Annotated in this window: 22 protein-coding genes and 1 pseudogene; 12 read left to right on the top strand and 11 right to left on the bottom strand. The window is 66.7% G+C overall.

The window, feature by feature from the left end; translation table 11 throughout:
- Nucleotides 1-157: 157 nt before the first annotated feature.
- Nucleotides 158-1,054 carry an N-acetylmuramoyl-L-alanine amidase gene (locus AB0O15_RS27650; RefSeq protein WP_364323871.1) on the bottom strand — a complete coding sequence of 299 codons (897 nt, stop codon included), beginning with the start codon at nucleotides 1,052-1,054 and terminating at the stop codon, nucleotides 158-160.
- 462 nt (nucleotides 1,055-1,516) lie between these two features.
- Here AB0O15_RS27650 and AB0O15_RS27645 point away from each other — a divergent pair, with 462 nt between their 5' ends.
- On the top strand, nucleotides 1,517-2,014 hold the full coding sequence (locus AB0O15_RS27645; protein ID WP_364323869.1) for an RICIN domain-containing protein: 498 nt from the start codon (nucleotides 1,517-1,519) through the stop codon (nucleotides 2,012-2,014).
- A 193-nt stretch (nucleotides 2,015-2,207) separates the two neighbouring features.
- Here the strand turns inward: AB0O15_RS27645 and AB0O15_RS27640 are convergent, their stop codons facing one another.
- Complete coding sequence (locus AB0O15_RS27640) at nucleotides 2,208-2,927, bottom strand: TetR/AcrR family transcriptional regulator (protein WP_364323867.1); 720 nt, start codon at nucleotides 2,925-2,927, stop codon at nucleotides 2,208-2,210.
- Nucleotides 2,928-2,957: 30 nt separating this feature from the next.
- On the opposite strand from AB0O15_RS27640, the gene AB0O15_RS27635 reads away from it, so the two are divergent.
- Nucleotides 2,958-3,536, top strand: coding sequence for a tautomerase family protein (locus AB0O15_RS27635; protein ID WP_364323865.1), 579 nt, complete (start codon nucleotides 2,958-2,960; stop codon nucleotides 3,534-3,536).
- 271 nt (nucleotides 3,537-3,807) lie between these two features.
- Here the strand turns inward: AB0O15_RS27635 and AB0O15_RS27630 are convergent.
- Nucleotides 3,808-4,717, bottom strand: a pseudogene (locus AB0O15_RS27630) (hypothetical protein).
- A gap of 214 nt (nucleotides 4,718-4,931) precedes the next feature.
- Between AB0O15_RS27630 and AB0O15_RS27625 the strand changes: the two are divergent.
- Both AB0O15_RS27625 and AB0O15_RS27620 read left to right on the top strand, forming a co-directional pair.
- Nucleotides 4,932-5,594: a tetratricopeptide repeat protein gene (locus AB0O15_RS27625; RefSeq protein ID WP_364323864.1), complete on the top strand. Its 663-nt coding sequence runs from the start codon at nucleotides 4,932-4,934 to the stop codon at nucleotides 5,592-5,594.
- Nucleotides 5,595-5,981: 387 nt separating this feature from the next.
- Nucleotides 5,982-6,104, top strand: a complete 123-nt coding sequence (locus AB0O15_RS27620) for a hypothetical protein (RefSeq protein ID WP_364323862.1) — start codon at nucleotides 5,982-5,984, stop codon at nucleotides 6,102-6,104.
- A 228-nt stretch (nucleotides 6,105-6,332) separates the two neighbouring features.
- Here the strand turns inward: AB0O15_RS27620 and AB0O15_RS27615 are convergent, their stop codons facing one another.
- From AB0O15_RS27615 to AB0O15_RS27590, 6 genes are all read right to left on the bottom strand, one after another.
- Nucleotides 6,333-7,169, bottom strand: a complete 837-nt coding sequence (locus tag AB0O15_RS27615) for a DUF1684 domain-containing protein (RefSeq protein WP_364323860.1) — start codon at nucleotides 7,167-7,169, stop codon at nucleotides 6,333-6,335.
- A gap of 63 nt (nucleotides 7,170-7,232) precedes the next feature.
- Nucleotides 7,233-8,165, bottom strand: a complete 933-nt coding sequence (gene trxB / locus AB0O15_RS27610) for a thioredoxin-disulfide reductase (RefSeq protein WP_364323858.1) — start codon at nucleotides 8,163-8,165, stop codon at nucleotides 7,233-7,235.
- On the bottom strand, nucleotides 8,162-9,625 hold the full coding sequence (locus tag AB0O15_RS27605; RefSeq protein WP_364323856.1) for an MFS transporter: 1,464 nt from the start codon (nucleotides 9,623-9,625) through the stop codon (nucleotides 8,162-8,164). Before AB0O15_RS27605 ends, trxB begins: the two co-directional genes overlap by 4 nt.
- A gap of 12 nt (nucleotides 9,626-9,637) precedes the next feature.
- Entirely contained in the window at nucleotides 9,638-10,615 is a 978-nt protein-coding gene (locus tag AB0O15_RS27600) for an NAD(P)/FAD-dependent oxidoreductase (protein ID WP_364323854.1), read from the bottom strand.
- Nucleotides 10,616-10,702: 87 nt separating this feature from the next.
- Nucleotides 10,703-11,284: an XRE family transcriptional regulator gene (locus tag AB0O15_RS27595; protein WP_364323852.1), complete on the bottom strand. Its 582-nt coding sequence runs from the start codon at nucleotides 11,282-11,284 to the stop codon at nucleotides 10,703-10,705.
- Between the two features lie 132 nt (nucleotides 11,285-11,416).
- Entirely contained in the window at nucleotides 11,417-12,421 is a 1,005-nt protein-coding gene (locus AB0O15_RS27590; protein ID WP_364323850.1) for a coenzyme F420-0:L-glutamate ligase, read from the bottom strand.
- Nucleotides 12,422-12,688: 267 nt separating this feature from the next.
- Here AB0O15_RS27590 and AB0O15_RS27585 point away from each other — a divergent pair, with 267 nt between their 5' ends.
- The 7 genes from AB0O15_RS27585 to AB0O15_RS27555 all read left to right on the top strand — a co-directional run bounded on the left by AB0O15_RS27585 (nucleotide 12,689) and on the right by AB0O15_RS27555 (nucleotide 17,850).
- Nucleotides 12,689-13,036, top strand: coding sequence for a hypothetical protein (locus tag AB0O15_RS27585; RefSeq protein ID WP_364323848.1), 348 nt, complete (start codon nucleotides 12,689-12,691; stop codon nucleotides 13,034-13,036).
- Between the two features lie 132 nt (nucleotides 13,037-13,168).
- The gene (locus tag AB0O15_RS27580; RefSeq protein ID WP_364323846.1) at nucleotides 13,169-13,981 is read left to right on the top strand and encodes a hypothetical protein; all 813 of its coding nucleotides are present in this window, start codon (nucleotides 13,169-13,171) and stop codon (nucleotides 13,979-13,981) included.
- 344 nt (nucleotides 13,982-14,325) lie between these two features.
- Complete coding sequence (locus AB0O15_RS27575; RefSeq protein ID WP_364323844.1) at nucleotides 14,326-14,946, top strand: lysoplasmalogenase; 621 nt, start codon at nucleotides 14,326-14,328, stop codon at nucleotides 14,944-14,946.
- A 157-nt stretch (nucleotides 14,947-15,103) separates the two neighbouring features.
- Complete coding sequence (locus tag AB0O15_RS27570; RefSeq protein ID WP_364323842.1) at nucleotides 15,104-16,120, top strand: methyltransferase; 1,017 nt, start codon at nucleotides 15,104-15,106, stop codon at nucleotides 16,118-16,120.
- A gap of 107 nt (nucleotides 16,121-16,227) precedes the next feature.
- The gene (locus AB0O15_RS27565) at nucleotides 16,228-16,470 is read left to right on the top strand and encodes a hypothetical protein (RefSeq protein WP_364323840.1); all 243 of its coding nucleotides are present in this window, start codon (nucleotides 16,228-16,230) and stop codon (nucleotides 16,468-16,470) included.
- 23 nt (nucleotides 16,471-16,493) lie between these two features.
- On the top strand, nucleotides 16,494-17,150 hold the full coding sequence (locus AB0O15_RS27560; RefSeq protein ID WP_364323838.1) for a sigma-70 family RNA polymerase sigma factor: 657 nt from the start codon (nucleotides 16,494-16,496) through the stop codon (nucleotides 17,148-17,150).
- A gap of 184 nt (nucleotides 17,151-17,334) precedes the next feature.
- Nucleotides 17,335-17,850, top strand: coding sequence for a GNAT family protein (locus AB0O15_RS27555; RefSeq protein WP_364323836.1), 516 nt, complete (start codon nucleotides 17,335-17,337; stop codon nucleotides 17,848-17,850).
- 213 nt (nucleotides 17,851-18,063) lie between these two features.
- On the opposite strand, the gene AB0O15_RS27550 is transcribed toward AB0O15_RS27555, so the two are convergent.
- Nucleotides 18,064-18,207: a hypothetical protein gene (locus tag AB0O15_RS27550; protein ID WP_364323834.1), complete on the bottom strand. Its 144-nt coding sequence runs from the start codon at nucleotides 18,205-18,207 to the stop codon at nucleotides 18,064-18,066.
- Between AB0O15_RS27550 and AB0O15_RS27545 the strand changes: the two genes are divergently transcribed.
- Nucleotides 18,194-18,367 carry a hypothetical protein gene (locus tag AB0O15_RS27545; RefSeq protein ID WP_364323832.1) on the top strand — a complete coding sequence of 58 codons (174 nt, stop codon included), beginning with the start codon at nucleotides 18,194-18,196 and terminating at the stop codon, nucleotides 18,365-18,367. The two genes, AB0O15_RS27550 and AB0O15_RS27545, sit on opposite strands and share 14 nt — an antisense overlap.
- A 51-nt stretch (nucleotides 18,368-18,418) precedes the next feature.
- Here the strand turns inward: AB0O15_RS27545 and AB0O15_RS27540 are convergent, their stop codons facing one another.
- Complete coding sequence (locus AB0O15_RS27540) at nucleotides 18,419-18,721, bottom strand: antibiotic biosynthesis monooxygenase (RefSeq protein WP_364323830.1); 303 nt, start codon at nucleotides 18,719-18,721, stop codon at nucleotides 18,419-18,421.
- Nucleotides 18,722-18,981 lie beyond the last annotated feature (260 nt).

Raw genomic sequence — 18,981 nt, 5'->3', positions numbered from 1 at the left:
GGCGCGGCGACACCTGAGATGAACCCGGCCCGGATGGCAAAAGCGACGCGTGATCCGGACGAGTGGGTCGTGGATCTCCGCCGCACCTTCAGAGGTCATCGCTGAGAAAGGGACTGACCGGGCCGGCTCGGCGAGCGGCCCGGTCAGCCCTGCACCGTCAGCGCGGCGGCTGCTCGACGAAAGCCTTGATCTGATTGAGCTGACCCTTCGGCCCGGACGGCAGGTTCTCCACCGACTGGTCGTCGAACTCGAGCCCCAGCGCGAACCGCAACACTGCGGCGACGTTGTCCCGGCGTTGCTTGTCGGCAGGCCCGTACTCGCCATCCTGCCGGATCGCCTTCGCCGCACTGGCGAAGTAGGCATCCACATCTGCGACCGACACTCCGGTCTCCTCACTGTCGGGTGCGAGCTCTTCCCGCACGAGGTTCAGGAATTGCGTCCAGGGGAAGTTCGGTCCCGGGTCGGTGTGCGTGCCGTTGTCGGCCGGGAACGCACGGGTGATGTCCGCATGCGAGCAGAATCCCTTCACCCCGTCCCGGACTTCGGTGACGGAGAGGTGCCGGACCGGAATGCTCCACTTCTTCGCGTCCCGGGCCGCCTGGCGCGCGGCACGGCGGAGCATGGCCTGGGCGTAACTCTCCCGCCACTCGGACTTCCACGCGGCCCGGGCGCACAGCTCGTAGTGAATGCCACGCTTGTTGCCCTGCGGCCGGGCGGTGTGAGCCTGGTCCCCGGTGCGGACACACTGCACGATCGAGTCGCTGTCCACGAAGTAGTGCGCCGACGTCCCATCGGTACGCCGCTGGTCATAGCCGGCGCCGTCCTCCGCGGACTTGGAGTGGCTGCTGCCCTCGGTGCTGTGGATGACGATCAGCTGCACGCTCGATCGATTGGCGTCGGTCCATGACTTGGGCGGCATCCATGTCAGGTCCGGATATTCGGGGGACTGGGCCATCAGCTCACCACTCCTTCCGGCTCGGTGTCGTGTGGTGAACGATTCCCGCTCCGGGGCGCCAGCGGAATCGAGCGGGGCAGATTCGGCGCGGGCGCGCACCGGACGATTCCCCTTCGGTCAACGCCGCTGCCTGGACGCGTAAGAAAGTGCCGCGCCTCATACGCCGGGGAGTCCTTCACGGCTGTGATCCCGGCGCTACACCGCTTCCACGGCCTTCACCGGCGAATTCGGGGACCGGACTTCAACCGGCAAGCGACGACGGGCTTCCAGCCCAAGATCGACTACGCCAGCCCACCTCCACTCTGCTGGACGCGCGAAAGTCGGAGGTTGGGCGCGCGTACGCGTAAGTGACGTAGGCGCCCGGCTCCGATTGAGCCAGCACAGCGCTTTGACTCTTCCCATTGAGCGGTTGTACTCCAGTGCAATATTAGATGCCTTTAAGTTGGATCGCCTAGCCCGACTGGCCGTGGACCGGAAGCGTGATCAGTGGAAAGAGTTCGCCAAGGTGCGCGAATTGAATCCCGCAACGAAACGAGAGGTAAGCTGTTGTTTATCAGCCGCATGAAATTTCTGTTTGCAGCGATCGTCGTGGCATTATCCGCACTAACCCTAACACCGGCCCCGGCCCAGGCCAGCGCTGCCGGTTCTTTGGGCACCAACATCCTCCGGAGCTGGAAAACTGGACGCTGCTTGGACACCAATAACGGAGTGGTGTACATGAATATCTGTAGCGTGCCGGGCACCAACGACCACCAGCTGTGGGAAATCTCCGTCGAGAATAATGATGCTGTGATTCGAAATAGGGTGAACGGCTGGTGTCTTGCTACGAACAGGCCCGACTCCGTCTACACCACCAGTCAAGAATGCGGCATCAATAGCACTACGCGGTGGGACGGCAAACTATGGAACAGGCCCGACAATGTCTACCAAACATGGACCTTCGAGAACAAGAATAAGCCCGGTTACTGCCTTAATAACCAGGCGCCCGACACGACGCCGAGTGTGGCGGACGTGCACCTCTGCGGCGGTGATTACCAGGATTGGAAGTTCGGTTTCTGAGCCTACGCCAGTGACCCGCTTGAACGCATAGATGCTGTCCACCATGGCCTGGTCCTGAAAATCGTCGGCACAATTGGAATGCCAGCCTCGGGCCTTCATCAAGGGTGGCGGGCGGGGTCCTGGAACGCAAAGTCGCTTCTGACCTGGGATGACCTGGCTTGCCTAGTACTCCAGCCGTAGATCGTTATGGGCGTCAGCGTCGCCGGAGGCGGGCACGTCCGACGGTCAGTATTTCGTCGGACAGATCTGGGTCGGCGTCGGTGACGGCGCGGGAGACGACGAGGGTGCCGACCATCTGGCAGAACAGGGCGATGGCCTGTTCCCTGGCCTGGGCCGGGGTGAGGTCGGCGCCGGACTGGTGTGCGCGGTCGAGGATCAGGTCGGTGATGGCGCTGAGGTAGCCGCCGAGACCGCCGCGGTATTCGGCTTGGAGAGTGGTGCCGTGGCGGCCGGCGTCAGCGGCGAGGGCGGCCGAGGCGCAGCCGGTTTCCGGGTGGTCGCGATGGTCGGGCGTCAAGTAGTCGTCGATCAGGTCGTTCAGGGCTGCACGGGCGGAGCGGGGGCGGGCCTCGCGGATGGCGGCCAGGGCGTCGAGGGAGTCGGCGAAGCCTTGGCGGAACACCTCGACGGCGAGGTCTTCCTTGGAGGCGAAGTGGTTGTAGAAGCCGCCGTGGGTCATGCCGGCGGTTTTCATCAGCTCCTCGATGCCGACCCCGTCAACGCCGCGTCGCCGGAAGCCTTCGCCAGCGGCACGGAGGATCTTCTCGCGGTTGAGCTTCTTCTGCTCCTGGGTGATGCGGGGCATCTCGGAAACCTCCTCGGCGGGGCAGGTGACGTCCCGACTGTTGTGATGATAGCCGACATCAAAGATGGGGTCCCGCCCTTGACAAGCAATGATGCTGCCGATCATCATAAGTTTGATGTTAGACGACATCATTAGGAGGTGGAGGGCGGCGAGGCGACTGTTGCCTCCGGCTCGCGCGGGCAAGAGGTGCGCGCGCCGTCCGCCGCTTCATGCTGGTGTCGCCTGAGCGCAACACCCTCAGCTCAGGGCTGCTCACCCAAGGGGAAAGCTGCCGCTCGACTCGAAACAGGGGCCGATGAATCGGTCGAACCCGAAGGAATTACTGTGCCTATTGTTCGCATCACCCTGAAAAACGGAAGGTCTCCGGAATACCTGGAGGCGGTTTCGCAGAGCATCTACTCGGCCATGCGCGAGAAGTACAACCTCGCCGAAGGCGACAAGTTCCACATCTTCGAGGAGCTCGACGACGATACTTTCAAGTACGACCGGAACTTCGGCGTGCGCGAGCCCCGCACGGACGATTTCATGATCATTCAGGTGCTGTCGGATCCGCGTCAGGCGTTCGACAAGCTGGCCACGATGAAGGCGTTCGCCGAGAAGCTCAGCGCATCGCCGGGCGTGAACCCGAAGGACGTCGTGGTGGTCTTCCACGCGAGGCTCGCGGCAGAGGATCCCTCGCTCGGCTACGGTGAGCCCGTCCTGAATCTCCTGCGATAACACATCGCCCCGCAGGGAATCCGTGCTCCGGGAACCTCAAAGCCCGGGCGTGCCCTTCCGGCACGCCCGGGCGGCCACCTCGCCGCACCGCAGATCCTCACCCGAACCGAACCCGCGCCAGTTCCATTGTGTCCATATAACGAAAATCGATCAGACGAGGCCGGTCCACGCGTCACGGTTAGTCTAGTACTCCAGCCCAGGATCGTGATGTAGAAGGCGGTCGATGCGCGGTTGGTTCGGACCCGGGATCTGTTCACTACGAGTGAATGGGTTACTGGTCGCGGCGGCGGTAGTGGCTGGCCCGGGAACGGGCTTGGTGCAGGCGGCGCCAGTGGGACCAGGCCAGCCAGTGGCTGATCGTGTGGGTGGTGGCGACGAGTCTGGCGAACAGGCGGCGGATCTCGTTTACGGTCAGCGGGATCAGCTTCTGGTCGTCCGGCTGGATGCGGCTGCGCTCACGGGCGGCGATCACGGTGAGGATCGCATGGGCGAGCATGACCAGGGTGGTGTGCCGGTACCAGGAGTCCCATCGGCGGGCCTGGTGTTCGTCCAGCCCGGTGGCGTTCTTGCTGGTCTGGAACACGGTTTCGATGCACCAACGGGCGCCGGCCACCCGGACCAGGGTAGGCAGCGCGACCGGAGTCGGTGACCAGCAGCGGTAGAAACGCCAGCTCGCCGTCGCAGATGCGGCGGCGTACCAACAACCAGTGGTGCCCCACCTGCTCGTCGGCCGGCGGGGTGACCGCCACCCATGCCCAGTCGTAGTCGTGCGGCCCCTTGGCCCCGGCACCGGCGCTGTACCGATTCCACGCAGGCAGGCTCAGCGCGGCGGTGATCTGATCAGCGCGCTGCGGCCCGAGAGCCGGGCTGGCGGTCACGCGGTGGCTCTTCGCGACCGCCAGGACGTAGCCCATGAGCCGGGCCTGCAGGTCCCGGCGTAGTGCACGGTCTCCGCCGTAGAACTCGTCCGCGGTGGCCCAGGCGGCGGGCACGCCAGCAGTGGCGGCACGGGCCAGCATCCGGTGCGGCGAGGCCTCTCCAGCCTGTTCCGCCAACTGCCAACACGTCTGTGTGTCCACATCAGATACCAAGCCGAACAGGTGCGCCCGAGCCCGCCAGCGCGGCTCGACCCGACCGAATCGGCCCGCGATCCGGGCGAACCCCGAGTCGAACTCGGCCAACCACTCCTCGGCCGCTACGCTCTGCCCAGCGGTCGCCACGAAATCTGAAGTTGTCTCCACAAGTCACCGATGATCACGTGGTGGCCGTCTGCATGCCCGTAGGCGCGCGGACCGAGCTCGCCCCCCACCCATCGCTGACCGTCCACATCACCCGACGCTGGACCACTAAACTGCTGACCCAGCATGCAGTGGCGATGCCAGGACGGGGGCGGCGATGAACGCCGAAGATCGCATCGAACGGGCCAGGACGCTCTATGAACAAGCCGTGTTCAGCGGCGATGCCAGCGTGCTGGCCGACGCCGAGCGGGACCTAGACGCGGTGGAGGCCGACGCCGCGCTGGCCCGTGGGCGGATCCTGCATGCACGGTTCCTCAACGAACGCGCCAGCAGCGGCCCGTCACCCGTCGAGGACCCGGATGAACTGCCGTTGTTTGAGCATGCGACCCAGCTGTACCAGGCGCTGGGCGACACGCGCGGCCAAGCCGAGACACTGTTCTGGATCGGCTGCCTGCATCAGGTTATCCGGCGCGACAACGTGACCGCGGTTCCACACCTGGAAAGGTCCCGCCAGATGGCGGCGCAGATCGGCGACAAGTCGACCCAGGCCGAGGCACTGCGGCACCTGGGCATCGCGGCGCACATGGCCGGTCGACTGGACGAAGCGCGCGGGCAGCTGGAGGAGTCGTCACGGCTGCGCCGAGAGGTGGGAGCGCTGCCGGGCTTGGCCGCCAACATGGTCGGGCTGGCCTACATCGCCGCCGCCCAGGACCGCCACGCGGACGCGCTCGCGACACTCGACGAGGCGAACGCCATCGCCCAAGCGCACGGCGCCCATGCCATCGTGCGGCAAATCCAGCAGGCAAGAACCCAAATTTAGACACACGATCACGCCAGGTACCCAAACTGCCAACACAAGCCCGACCACGACCGCCACCGAGGTCACCTCAGCCATCGACCAAGGTCTACATCACGATCCCGGGCTGGAGTACTAGAGTCGCACTCGTCCCAGATCGGAAGGCACTTGCAGAGCGCAGGATACTCGTACGCGTCCGAAGGTTGTCGTTGCTGGTGGCGCTCGGGGTGTGGTCGGTCGTACCGGCACCGCCTGCTCACCGATTTGGCCGACAAGATCGTTTGACCAGCGGTTCGTTCAAGTGCTTGGGCCTGTTCGGGCCTGTGGCCTCGGACCCGACCGCGTGGCCCGTGGGCGCAGCAGCCGGAGGACCGCCGGTCGGTGGCCGCGATCACCATTGCGCAAGGTTGGGTGGCAGCGCTCGACGGCGACGGCAGCCCACGCGACGGCGCCGAGATCGTCGAACTCACCGCCGCGAAACTCACCCGCACCGCCCGGACCACGACCCTGCGCGTCGCTGCCCGCCGGCCCTAAACCGACCAGCTCGTCGTCACGCTCCAACGCCTCACCGCGCTACCCGAACCCTTTACCTGACAACGGATCCACCGTCCAACAACCAGGACCCACGGAGCCACGACCCGGCCGCGCCTCACATCACCGAGCCGTGCAGGCAATCACTGCACCGGCCCGGGAAACGCCGCGCCGGGGAAGGCCGGCCCGGGAACGCCGGGCCGGCCGACCATCGTGGTGACCGGGTTCAGCTCACCCGGCGCGCCGTTGGGGGGTCTTCTCCCCCGCCTCGACCGCCACCTCCAGGCGGGACTCGGGCGGCGGGATCGGGCACACCGGGTTGTCGTAGAAGGCGCACGGCAGGTTCGCTGCGCGGTTGAAGTCCAGCACAACGTTGCCGTCGTCGTCAGGAGCCGGGAAATCGAGCGAGCGGCATGCGGGGTACGTCGTCACCCCACTCGTGCCGTCGGTGAAGACGGTCGTCATTCCACCCATCGGATGCGGCATGGCGACGAAGGAGTACTGCTTGCCTGCCAGCGTCAGGTGGACCCGGCCGTACGAGTCGTAGTCGAAGTCCTGCCAGCCGACGGTTTCGAGCCTTGTCTTGGAGCCCGCCGCGGCCGGTTCGAAATGTCCGGTGAGCACCCAGGCCGGGTCGGGCTGGTAGGCGGGGACACCGGTGAATTCAGCGCGAGCCTCGGAATCCGGGTCGTACAGGATGATCATGTAGTCCTGACGGTAGGAGATGCCGATCTGCACCCGGCCGGCCGTCACCCGGATCTCGCCGGCGTTGCCGGCCATGTCGAACGATCGGACCCCGGTGAATTCCTCACCCTCGTACGTCATCGCCTGTCCGAGGGTGTCGACATAGGCCACGCCATCGCCCTGCCACCATTCTCCCGGCACGCCGGGGTATTGCTGCGGGGCCCGGTCGAGCCAGATGGTGTCGACGGCCGACAGCCAGCTGAACGGCTGGGCGAGGAACCCGTCGCGACCCGCCTTCCACTCTTTCCAGCCCGCGACGAAATCGTCGACAGCACCGACTGCCGCGCGCCTCGACTCGACGTCGTTTCCAGGGGCAGTGCTCATTGTTCATTCCTTCCATCGGTGCCGTAGCAGCCCACCGAGGGGCGTACGGCAGAGAAATTGCGGTCAGGGCTCAAGTGAGGTGAGGTAGCGTTCGGCGTCGAGGCCGGCGGCCGCGCCGGTTCCGGCCGCGGTTATCGCCTGGCGGTACGCTCGGTCCACCAGATCGCCCGCCGCGAATACTCCGTCCACGCCGGTGCGGGTTGTCGGATGGTCGACCAGCACGTATCCGTCGTCGTCGAGAGCCACCTGACCCTTGAACAAGTCGCTGCGCGCGGTGTGACCGATCGCCACGAAGACGCCGGAGACGCCCAGCCGATCGGACGTTCCGTCACGCACGTCCCTGACCTCGAGGCCCGTCACCACCCCATCGTCGTCGAGGATCCGTTCGACAGTGCTGTTCCACCGGACGGTGATCTTCGGGTCGGCGAGCGCCCGGTGCGCCATGATCCTGCTGGCCCGGAAGGAATCCCGCCGGTGGACGATCGTTACCCGGTCGGCGAACCGGGTGAGGAAGGTGGCCTCCTCCATCGCCGAGTCGCCGCCACCGACCACCGCGATCTCCCGGCCGCGGAAGAAGAAGCCGTCACACGTGGCGCAGGTGGAGACACCCCGGCCGAGAAGCTCCATCTCCCCGGGTACGCCGAGCGGACGCCACGCCGAGCCGGTCGCCAGAATCACCGCCCGGGCCGTGTGCACCGTCCCACCGATGTCGATCGTCTTCACCGGCTCGGTCAGCTGGACGCTCGTGACGTCGTCGTTGACGAATCGGGCACCGAACCGCTCGGCCTGCGCGCGCATGGCCGTCATGAGGTCCGGTCCGAGCACGCCGTCCGGGAAGGCCGGATAGTTCTCCACCATCGTGGTGTTGACCAGCGCGCCGCCGGACTGCGATCCCTCGATCACCAGGGGTTCGAGGTTCGCCCGGGCCGCATAGAGGGCGGCGGTGTAACCGGCCGGCCCGGAGCCGATGATGGCCAGATTCTCCGTGTCTCTCACAATGATCCTCCGGTCGGGGATAGTGCGCCGCCGTCGCGGCGGATCAGGGTCGCGAAGATTCCCAGGGCCAGAGCCAGGAGGGCTGCGCCGGCGAGGAATGCCACGCGGTAGCCGTGCAGCTGGGCTTCGAGCGCCGTCTGGCCGCCGTGCGTGCTGACGTACCGGGCGACCGCGCCGACATACAACGTGTTGAGCAGCGCGGTACCCAAGGCTCCGCCAACCTGCTGAGTGGTGTTGACCAGAGCGCTGGCCACGCCGGCGTCGCCGGGCCGCACGCCGGCGAGCGCCAGCGCCGTGGCCGGCACCAGGACCAGCCCGATGCCGATGCTCATGACGATCTCAGCGGGCAGTACGACGTCGATGAAGCCGCCGGCGGTGTCCAGACGGGTCAGCCACAGCAGGCCGGCCACGGCGACCGCCGTACCCGTCACCAGGATCTTCTTGGCACCGAAACGGCTCATCAGCGTCGAGGCGAGAGCCGCGGTCAGGACGATCCCCGCACTGAAGGGCAGGAATGCCAGGCCGGCTCGCACCGGCGTGTACCCCAGGTTCACCTGGAAGTAGAAGGTCAGGAAGAGGAACAGCCCGAAGATCCCGCTGAAGATCAGCAGCTGTCCGAGGAGCGCGCCGCCCCGATCACGATGGAGGATGACGCGCAACGGAAGCATCGGGTGCCGAACGCGGGACTCGACGAGGGCAAATGCTCCGAGGAGAATCAGTGCGGCGGCCAGGATCGCGATGGTCGATCCGTCCAGCCATCCGGCCCGCGGGTCGGCGGCGCGGGTGAAGCCGAACACCAGTACGGCCAGGCCCCCGGACGCGAGCACAGCGCCGAGGACGTCATGGCCGTGCGTACGGTCCGGCCGGCTATGCGCGAGCAAGGGAATCGCGACGAGGCCGACCACGACGCCGATCGGTACGTTGACGTACAGGCACCAGCGCCAGTCGACGTACTCGGTCAGCAAGCCGCCGGCCACCAGGCCCAACGCACCGCCGGCGCCCTGCACGGCTCCGTACACGCCGAATGCCTTCGCTCGTTCGCGTTCGTCGGTGAACGTGACCACCAGCATCGAGAGCGCGGCCGGGGCGAGGACGGCGGCGAAGGCGCCCTGCAGAGCACGGGCCACGATCAGCATCTGCTGGCCGTCGGCCGCACCCCCGAGAGCGGACGCCGCCGCGAATCCGGCCAGCCCGACGAGGAACATCCGCTTGCGGCCGAAGTGGTCCGCGATCTTCCCGCCGACCAGAAGGAGCCCGCCGAAGGCGAGTCCGTAGGCGGTCACGATCCACTGCCGGTCGGTGTCGGAGATCCCAAGCTCGGATTGTGCGTCCGGCAGCGCGATAGTGACGATCGAGGAGTCCAGCACGACCATCAACGTCGAGGTGGCGATGACAGCCAGGGCCAGCCATCGGTGTGGATCAAGGACGGGGGTTGTTGTTTCCGCTGCTGTCGAGGACATGAAAGGCTCCGATCACAGTCCGGCGGATACGGCGGTACGCATGGATTCGACCGCCACGGCGACGTCCTCCTGGGTCAGGTCGGCGTTGAGGGTGGCCGCCGCCGTCACCCCGGAGGCGGCCGACTGCATGACGCCGGCGGTCACATCGGCCACGTTGCCGGCGACCCAAACGCCGGGTACGCCGGTGAATCCGCTCGGCTCGGCCTTGACCTGACGCCCGATGCCCATCGGATGATCGACCACCTCGACACCGAGTCCATCGAGCAACCGGTGCCGCGCCTGGAACTGCGGTCCGACGATGATCGCCTGCCTGGGGACGACCTCGCCGTGGCTGAGGCGTACGCCGGTGATCTTGTTGTCCTCGACCTCGACCCGGGTGACCTCGCCGCCGACGACGCGCACTCCCCGGGCCGCGAGCTGCTGCCGCTGTTCATCCGTGGGCTCAGGAGCGGTGTGCAGGAACAGGGTGACGTCCGAGCTCCACTGCCGCCACATCAGCGCTTGCATGGTCGCTTGCGGGCCGGTGGCCAGCACGCCGAGCGCCTGATCGCGGAGCTCCCAGCCGAAGCAGAAGGGGCAGTGCACAACGTCGTTGCCCCACCGCTCGTGCAACCCCGGGATGTCGGGGAAGACGTCGACGAGGCCGGTGGTGATCAGCAGGCGACGTCCGGCGTATCGGTCGCCCTCGGCCGTGGTGACCCGGAACAGGCGCTCGCCGGCCCGTGCCACGGATTCGACGGCGCCACTGACGATCTCACCGCCGTACCCACGAATCTCTTCGCGTCCCAGGCGTAACAGTTCGAGCGGTGGGGCGCCGTCGCGGGTGAGATAGCCATGGGAGTGGGCCGCGGGGGCGTTGCGGGGGCTGCCCGCGTCGATGACCACGACCGAACGGCGGGCCCGGACCAGTGTGAGGGCGGCCCCGAGGCCGGACAGGCCGCCGCCCACGACAACGACATCCACGGGATCGCGCTTGAAAATCTCGCTCATGTCTGCATCCTGCGGACGCCCACCACGGGAGGCGAGAAAACTTGCGAGATGCGCGAACTCGCATACGTTCGATCGAGGGCCCGAAGATCAGATGGTGCGAGCCTTCAGGTGAACGCGTTCGCCCTGCGGGCCGAAGAGGATCAGCAACTCGGCCGGCACCGTTCCCGCATTGGCGACCGCATGCGGGACCCTGGTGTCGAATTCGGCCGCTTCGCCGGTCGAAAGCTCGAAATCCTTGTCACCGACCGCCAGGCGCACCAATCCCGAAAGGACGTACAACCACTCATGACCCTCGTGGGTCTGAAGGTCGAGCTGGTCCTTGTTGCCGGCCGTCACGGGCAGAACCTGCTTGAACGCGCGTGGGCCTCCGGCCGGCCCGGACAGCGGCACCCAGACCACTCCGTTCCGATTCACCGGGCGCGGCCGGATCCGGGGGTCGCCGATCGCCGGTGCGCCCACCAGCTCGTCGAGCGGCACTCCGTACGCCCTGGACAGCTGGAGAAGAACGTCCAGGGTGGGCCGGCGCTGCCCCGACTCCAGCCGGGAGAGGGTACTGACCGACATGCCCGTCACCTCGGCGAGCTGCTCCAAGGTCCGGTTGTGCCGATTACGGAGGGCGCGCAGACGCGGTCCGACACCATCCACCACTCTTTGCAGATCATCCGGCATACGTCCGCAGGGTACGGCAACGATGGAACGACAGCCGGAGTTCCGCACAACGCGGCGAGCGGGTTTGGCCATCTGCCGGTGAAGCCGGTGTCGCCATGACGGCGTACGGCGGGACGGCTCCTTTCCACCTGCTCAAAGTTCCAGAATCAGGCTGTGGTCGCGCAGCTTCAGGCGGGAACCGACCTTCTCGGCGGCCAGCGCGACCCGCAGCCGGTGGGCGTCGATTCCCAGCCTGATGAAGGCGTCCGGGGTCGGTGTCTCCGTGGTGAGGATCAGCCTGCTCTCGAGGAGTTCGACCCGAACGCGGGTGCCGGCGTCGAGGTGCCCGCCGACCGTGTCGAGCGCCCGCAGCACGGCCGCCGCGTCCACGATCATCGCGGGCGCGGCGTCGGCCATCCGCGCCGCGCCGCGAAGGGTGTCCGCGACGCCCATCGAGAACATGTCGTCGGCCGGATCCCGCAACAGGGCGCTCACGCCTTCGTACTCGCCGAGGTCGCCCGCCGGAAATCCGCGGATGACCGCCACCGGCACCTGATCACGTTTGCCCTTCACCAGTTCGGCGGCGGCGGCGAGCTCGTCGACGACCGCCATCCGGGCGAACTGCAGCTCGTTCCCGTACGGATCGACCTCGCCACGGTGATCACGCAGCGGCCGGACGCCCGCGGACCCCAAGGCAAGGTCCGTCAGTCCGATACGCCACGGCCGCCCCGACGTGTCAGAGACGATCACCCCGACGTTCAATCCCTTCGCCCGGAAAGCCTTCCGCAGAGCGGCCGCGGACGCGTCGGGGCTGAGCGGAAGCAGGACCAGTCTGGCCTTATCCACATTGGACGCGTCGATGCCGGCGCCGAGCATGGTGAAACCGTGATGGGTGCGCACGATGGTGATCGTGCCACGACGCGCCACCACCTCGGCGGTCTCGGCGGCCAGCATCCGGGCCCGGGCCTCGTCCCGTTCCGGTCCGTCGGACGGCACCTCGACCAGACGACCTTCCGCCTTCGACACGATCTTGCTGGTCACCACCAGCACATCACCGTCGGCCAGCCAGGGCGCGGCCTCGACGATGATGTCGGCCAGGTCGTCGCCGGCCGAGATGTCGCCGATGCCGCGGACCGGCAGCACCTCAAGTCCGTCCATCACACATCCTCGCGTCGAGAACTGTCTGGTGCCGGATCCTGGCTTCCCGGTGAACGGTGCGGACCGCCTTTGTGCGGAGGCGCACACAACCCTGCACGGCCGGTCATAAGCCGGATGGGGCGGCTCGCCTGAGCCTTCATTGACCGCCCGGCCGCTTGCTCGTACGCACGTCGTCGAGGTGCCCGTTTCGCCACTCGGCATGGTCACCGTTCGAGAAATACGCGACAGTTGCTCGTCTTCGTTGCCGCGCAGATGTGGAGATGAGCAGTGCTCCGGAAGCACAACCGGCAGGGTGTCGTCCTGGCCGCGGTCCTCTCGGTGGTGCAGGGATGCGGTACGAACCCTCCGGCTGAGGTACCGGTCGCCCCGGCGCCGTCCGCCTCAGCCTCTCCGAGCGCGCTCGCGACCGCCAGTCCCGACCCGAAGCTGGCTGCGATCCTGGCGGGCCGGCGGAAGGTCACCATTCACCTGGTGCCGGCCGGCCGCGACCTCAGCGCCACCTACGAGGGACCGATCGTCGCTGACGGCACCGACCACGACGGCGACCTTTTCCTGACCCGGGCCGGCGGCACCCCCGCCACGTTCAGCTTCGCGGATCGCGGCGCCGCCGGGTGACGCCGCCCCGGCTCGGACGCTACTGCCGGGTGAGAGATTCGGCGGGCGGTCCGACGGTCGGTTCTAGGCACGCGGTAGGTGTTCGCGATCCGCCAGGCCGATTGCAACGGTTAAAAGACAAGGTGAGCACTCATGTCCAGTTCGGACGAGCCTGGTTCGTACGAGGCGCACTTCGACGCGCTCTCGGCCGTACGGACCCTGCAGTACTTCGGCCTGCCCGTCGTCGTCATCGCCATCGGCGTGTGGCAATGGCCGGCGTACCGCAACGCCCTATACATCGGCGCGGTGTGCCTCGTCATAATTGGCTTCGCCCTCTTCCACCGGATCCGCGGGATTGCCCGGCGGGCACGTCTTCTCGTCATCGACTCTCGGGGGATTCACCTCGGGCGGGACGACGCCAACCGGCCCGAGCTCTTCGTGCCGTGGTCAGCCGTCGACGTGATGGTGTACTTCCGAGCTCAGAACCGTCGTGGCGCGGGCACGCACCGGACGCACTATGTCGGCATCGTGCGACACGGCCACATCGTCGCGTATCGGCACCTGGCGGGAAGCCGGTTCGACCCCGTGCTCGCGGCCGACGCGACCGTACGCTTCGGCCGTGGCGTCCCTTTCCGGGAGGCCCCCGAACAGGAATCGCTGTCGTCCGAGACCCTGCCTCTGCCCGACGAGTGGTTGCGGTGGGCCCTCCGGCCCGACGTGTACGCGATCCGGCCGCCCGACGCGACGGAGCGTCCCTCGCTGTTCAACGTCGCGGTCTGGGCGGCCGTGCTGTCGTCGATGGCCGGCCTCCTGGCGGGCAGCGCGGGCGTCGCACTGCCGTACATCGTCGCCGGCGTCGTGATCACCACCGCCGCCACCATCCTCATCACCATCCCGATCCGCCAAGCCGCGGCCCGCAAACTCGGTCCGGACAGCAGTCGCGCGAAAAGTCTCCGCGGTTACTGAACTGTCGTCCGGCGCGATGGATACCCTGAACTGGGTGAGCCCCCAGCCGATCGCCCGCAACGGGGTAGCCGGCTTCGGCACGGCAGCCGGGGCGGGTCCCGAAGCATCCTTTCCGGCACATCGGGGACGCGATGTACATCGACCGGTCCGGGTGCTCGTGGCGGCAACTGCCGGTGGACGACGGAATGCAGGCACGGAATCGTTCCCTTTAGGTCGGAACCCCGGTCGGCGACCATGGAGGTCGGCGAAGGTCGGGATTCGATCAACATGCCGGAGCCGCCATGTCACCGAACGACCGTCGATTCGACGTCACCCGGCCGAGCCTTCTGCTCGGCCTCTTCGCCGTGGTCACGATCCTCGACCTGATCGCCGTGGCGATGGGCCTCACCGTGCTCGAATGGATCGCCAAGCCAGTGCTCGCACCGCTCCTGATCGCGTTCCTTCTCCGCGCCGGCGTGCGTGATCTGGTGCCCGTCGCGCTGCTGTTCGCCTTCGCCGGCGATGTGGCGTTGCTGGGCTCCGGCCAGGTGATGTTTCTGATCGGAATGTTGTTCTTCTTCGGCAACCAACTGTGCCTGATCGTTGCTTTCCGGCGTCGGTCACGACCAAGGTGGCCGACGATCCTGATCGGAGGTCTGCTCTGGCTCGCCGTCAACGCTCTCTTGTGGGGGCAGCTCGGCGACCTGCGCATCCCGATGCTGGTCTACAGCTTGGCGCTGATCGCGATGGCCTGCGCGGCCACCGGCAACGGTTACCGGGTTGCCACCGGAGGCGTCCTGTTTCTCGCCTCCGACCTGCTGATCGGCTTCGGAAAGGCCGGCCTGCGGGTGCCCGCACACGACATTCTGGTGATGGCGACCTACGCGGCGGCGCTGGCCTTCATCGCGGTCGGCTGGGCAAGAGCCGTGACCCGCCGGCCGCGTGGCGATCTGCACGGGCTTCCTCCGGGACTTCCGGCTACGTAGCGTCGGGCAGAGGAGTCTGCGCTTCCGGTCAAACGGGTTTCAGGCGCCGACCGGAAAAATTATTCTGGCCGGATCGGCGCGGGGCGAATTGCCGTACGCGCAAGTCATTTAATGATGTCCGTATCGGGCGGTCGTCCCAGCAGTAGAAGGAAGCGCCTTGTCTGAATATTCGCCACAGCCAGCGCCGCCGATCACCGCGGTCATGACGCAGATGCTCGCTGGATTTCAAGTGTCGCAAGCCTTATATGTGGTCGCCAAACTCGACATCTGCACGATGCTCGACGACGGTCCCCAGACGACGGCCAAGCTGGCCGAATTGAGCGGCGCGCAGGTACGGCCGCTGAGCCGGATCATCCGTACGCTGAGCATGCTCGGGCTGTTCCGGAGTGAGGGCGACCTGGTCGAGACGACGCCGCTGGGTGCGACATTGTCGCGCAACCACCCCGAGACGCTCTGCAACGTGGCCGAGATGTGGATGGAGACTCACTATGCGCCCTTCGGGGAGCTGTTGCACACAGTGCGGACCGGCGAGCCGGCGGCACAGCGTTTCTTCGGTCAATCGCTGTTCGACTGGATAGGCGAGGACGAGGGCCGTACCGCGCAGTTCGCCCAGGCGATGACCGATGTCACGGGAAGTATGCGCAAAGGCCTGTTCGACGGCTACGAACTCCCGGCGGGCGAACTCGTGGCCGACATCGGCGGTTCCGACGGCAGCGTTCTCGCGGAACTCATCGGAAACCGGCCGGAGCGTCGCGGCATCGTATTCGATCAACCCGCCGTCGTACCAGTCGCGACGGAAGCGATGACGGTCCGCCGGATGGCCGATCAGGTCAAGGTTATCGGTGGTGACTTCTTCCAGGAAGTGCCAGCGGCAGACGTTTATCTGCTCAGCATGATTCTTCACGACTGGGACGACGATTCCGCAGTGAAACTACTGCACACCATCCGAAGGTCCGCCGATGCCGCCCGGCTGGTGATCGTGGAGGGCGTGGTCCCGGCCGACGACGCGCCGCACCCGATGAAGCTGATCGATCTGACCATGCTGGGAATCACCCGGGGCTGGGAACGAACCGCTGACGAGTTCGCGGAGCTGCTGGCGGCAGGCGGGTACCGGCTCGACCGGATCCTCGACCGCCCGTCACCGTTCTCGATCATCGAGGCGACGGCCCGCTAGAAGCCGCCTCCCATTGCCCCTGGGAACGCTCCACGCGTCGCGTCGCGTCGCGTCGCGTCGCGTCGAGCGCGGCTCGCGGGTTTCGGCCGAGAGGGGAACTGGTCGCGATGCTGGCCGGTTCCCCGAACACGGTCGAGGAGGTTCGGCCGATGCTGGCGCCGATATGCCGCGCCGACGTCAGCCAGATTTCGAGCGACATCTCCCGGCTGAAGTCGGCGAAGCTGGTCACCCGCGACTTCAACACTCAGGGGCGCCGCCGCCGGTTTGCTGAAGAAACCGGACATATACGGCGGCGTTCCATGACCGATCAGGCTCGGATGCCGCCGCCACCCCGGTGGCTTCCCGTTTGAGGACCATCCGGAACGGATCGCCCATGCTGAGCAATTCACCACAGCTCTGCCGGGAGCCGACCGGCACGTTGACCGCAGCCTCCGAGACCGAGGCGATGGAGCAGCTCCACAGAGTGCATCGGCCGGTTCTTCTGGCCTACGTCACCCGGCTGACCAAAGGCGACGTGCACTGGGCCGAGGACATCCTCCAGGAAACCATTGTCAAGGCATGGAAGAACCCCAAGGCACGTAACGCGGAAGGGCGGTGGAACCGGTCGTGGCTCTTCAGGGTCGCCCGCCGAATCACCATCGATCACGTGCGCGCCGCCGTAGCTCGGCCACCGGAATACATCATCGACGACATCGACTGGTTCCCGGCCACCGACGACAGCCTCGACCGCGCGCTTGACGCCGAGGAGGTGCGCGCGGCGCTGTCGTCGTTGCCGGAACGGCTCCGGACCGTACTGGTAGTAATCTACTTCCTGGAGCGCTCGACTGCCGAGGCGGCGGAACTTCTCAATGTGCCCAAAGGGACCGTCAAATCGAGAACGTTCTACGCGCTCCGAGCTTTGCAGGACGCGTTGAGCGTACGAGGGTTCACCTTTCGGGAGCCTTTGCCGGCCAACACGAGCGAAGCGCCCGGGCCGGATATGGACCTTCCTGGTGCGAGCGACGACGATGTGCTGAATGCGGGTCGCTGACGTACGGCCGACGGCACCGCTGGGCGCGACAATGAGTGAGCAACGGGATGAGGCGCGTGGCTGAAGCAGCGATCTTTACCGATCTCCTGCGTGACCGGCGACCCACGCGGACGAAGGCGCTCGATTCCTTGACCTTTCGCTCGACGCCAGGCGTCCGCGGCCTCCAGACCTGCATGATCAACTCATGTCTAAAGTCAAACTCCGCGCCGCCCTGCGCGAAGACCTGCCACTGCTGGTCGTCGATGCCGCGGCCGACCCGATCGACACCTTCGGTTTCGTCGCCACGAACGCGTGGGAACGGGCCTTCGCCGCCGACGGGCTCATCGGCTACGACCGCGGGACACTGGTCGTCGAAGACTCCGACGGCGTAGTGGCCGGCAAGGTCTCGTGGCTCCCGGTGCCGCACGGACCGAACCCGCCGTCGCTCGCGTTGAACATCGGCATCCGGCTCCGTCCCGCCTTCCGTGGCCGTGGCCTGGGCGGCCCCGCACAGGCACTACTCGCGGACTACCTGTTCGGCACTACGACATTTGAGCGGTTGCAGGCGGAGACCGACGTCGGCAACATCGCCGAGCAGCGCGCTCTGGAGAAGGCCGGTTTCCAGCGCGAGGGCATCGCCCGGCACGCCCAGTTCCGCAAGGGCACCTGGCACGACATGGTCGTCTACAGCCGCCTGCGAAGCGACCCCAGACCTAGGTGATTGCCCCAAAGGTCGATGCACCTGCACGGCATGAACTCGGCCGTACGTACTGCCGTTCAGTGCGCAGTGCAAGGACGGTCAACCGATCACGCCAGCGCATGGCAACGCCATCCGCGTCCTGCACAGAGGAAAGGGAACATGCTTTGAGGCGCAACTACGTGAGGGCCCTGGCAGCCGTGGGGCTTGCCGCAACAATCTCGCGGCGGCCGGGTGTCAGGATTCGGGCAGCGGCGGCGGCGACACTGCGGCCGCAGCGTGCGGCGGCAAGATCGCAATCTTCGGTGCCTTCACGGGTGCGAACGCGGGCGCGGTGCTGCCGTCGCTGAACGGGTCGAAGATGGCCGTGAAGAAGTTCAACGCGGCGAACCTGGGCTGCAAGGTCAGCATGCAGGAGTTCGACACGCAGGGTAACGCCGACCAGGCGACGCCGATCGACAACTGGCGCCGCGCCCTCCAGACCAGAGCCAAAATCAGCCACTACCGACGCCGAGGCGACCCACCACCAAAGGATCTCTGAATGTAGTACCCGCACACGACGGACACGTTCGTGGCGGGCTGACCGACTCCCTCAACGGTCGACGTGAACGGTACGGAAGTCGCCGATCGTCGGAGGGCTGGAGACGAACTCGCCCAGCACGGAGATGAACTCCGGATAGTGCTCGGATTTCTCGAACTCGTCGGTACGCGCCGTCGGCGTCGGCCACCCGCAGATGAACACGAAGCCGCCAGGCTTCCGCTGGTTCTGGTAGATCACAACATCGGTGGCGCCGCTCTTGTGCAGCAGGGGGACCGCCTTACCGGTGAACACCTCGATGAATTCGTCCGCTCGGTCCTCGTGCACGTCGAAGAACGCGACTTCGGTGCTCACCATCTCATCATCCTCCTTGCTCCGCCCATGCTGCGAGTCAGATCGAACGTAGCCACGCGTCCGTCGTGTCCGGGAACCAAAGGTCCGTACGGGCGCGGAACTCGGCCCGCCCGGTCACCGCCGCCCGTCGTTCCTGTGAAACGCGAACGGGCCGTCTCCCGCGAAGGCCTAAGCCCCTGGCAGGAACTGTTTCCCGTAACTCTGGGGTAGCCAGGGTGAGGTCCAGGGTGCGGCGGTGGTGAGGTTCTGGGCGTCGGTGCGGT

Origin of the sequence: Actinoplanes sp. NPDC089786 (genome assembly GCF_040684855.1) — a bacterium.
Lineage (GTDB): Bacteria > Actinomycetota > Actinomycetes > Mycobacteriales > Micromonosporaceae > Actinoplanes.
The sequence above is the reverse complement of the archived record's forward strand: the minus strand, read 5'-3'. Positions and strand labels throughout refer to the sequence as shown.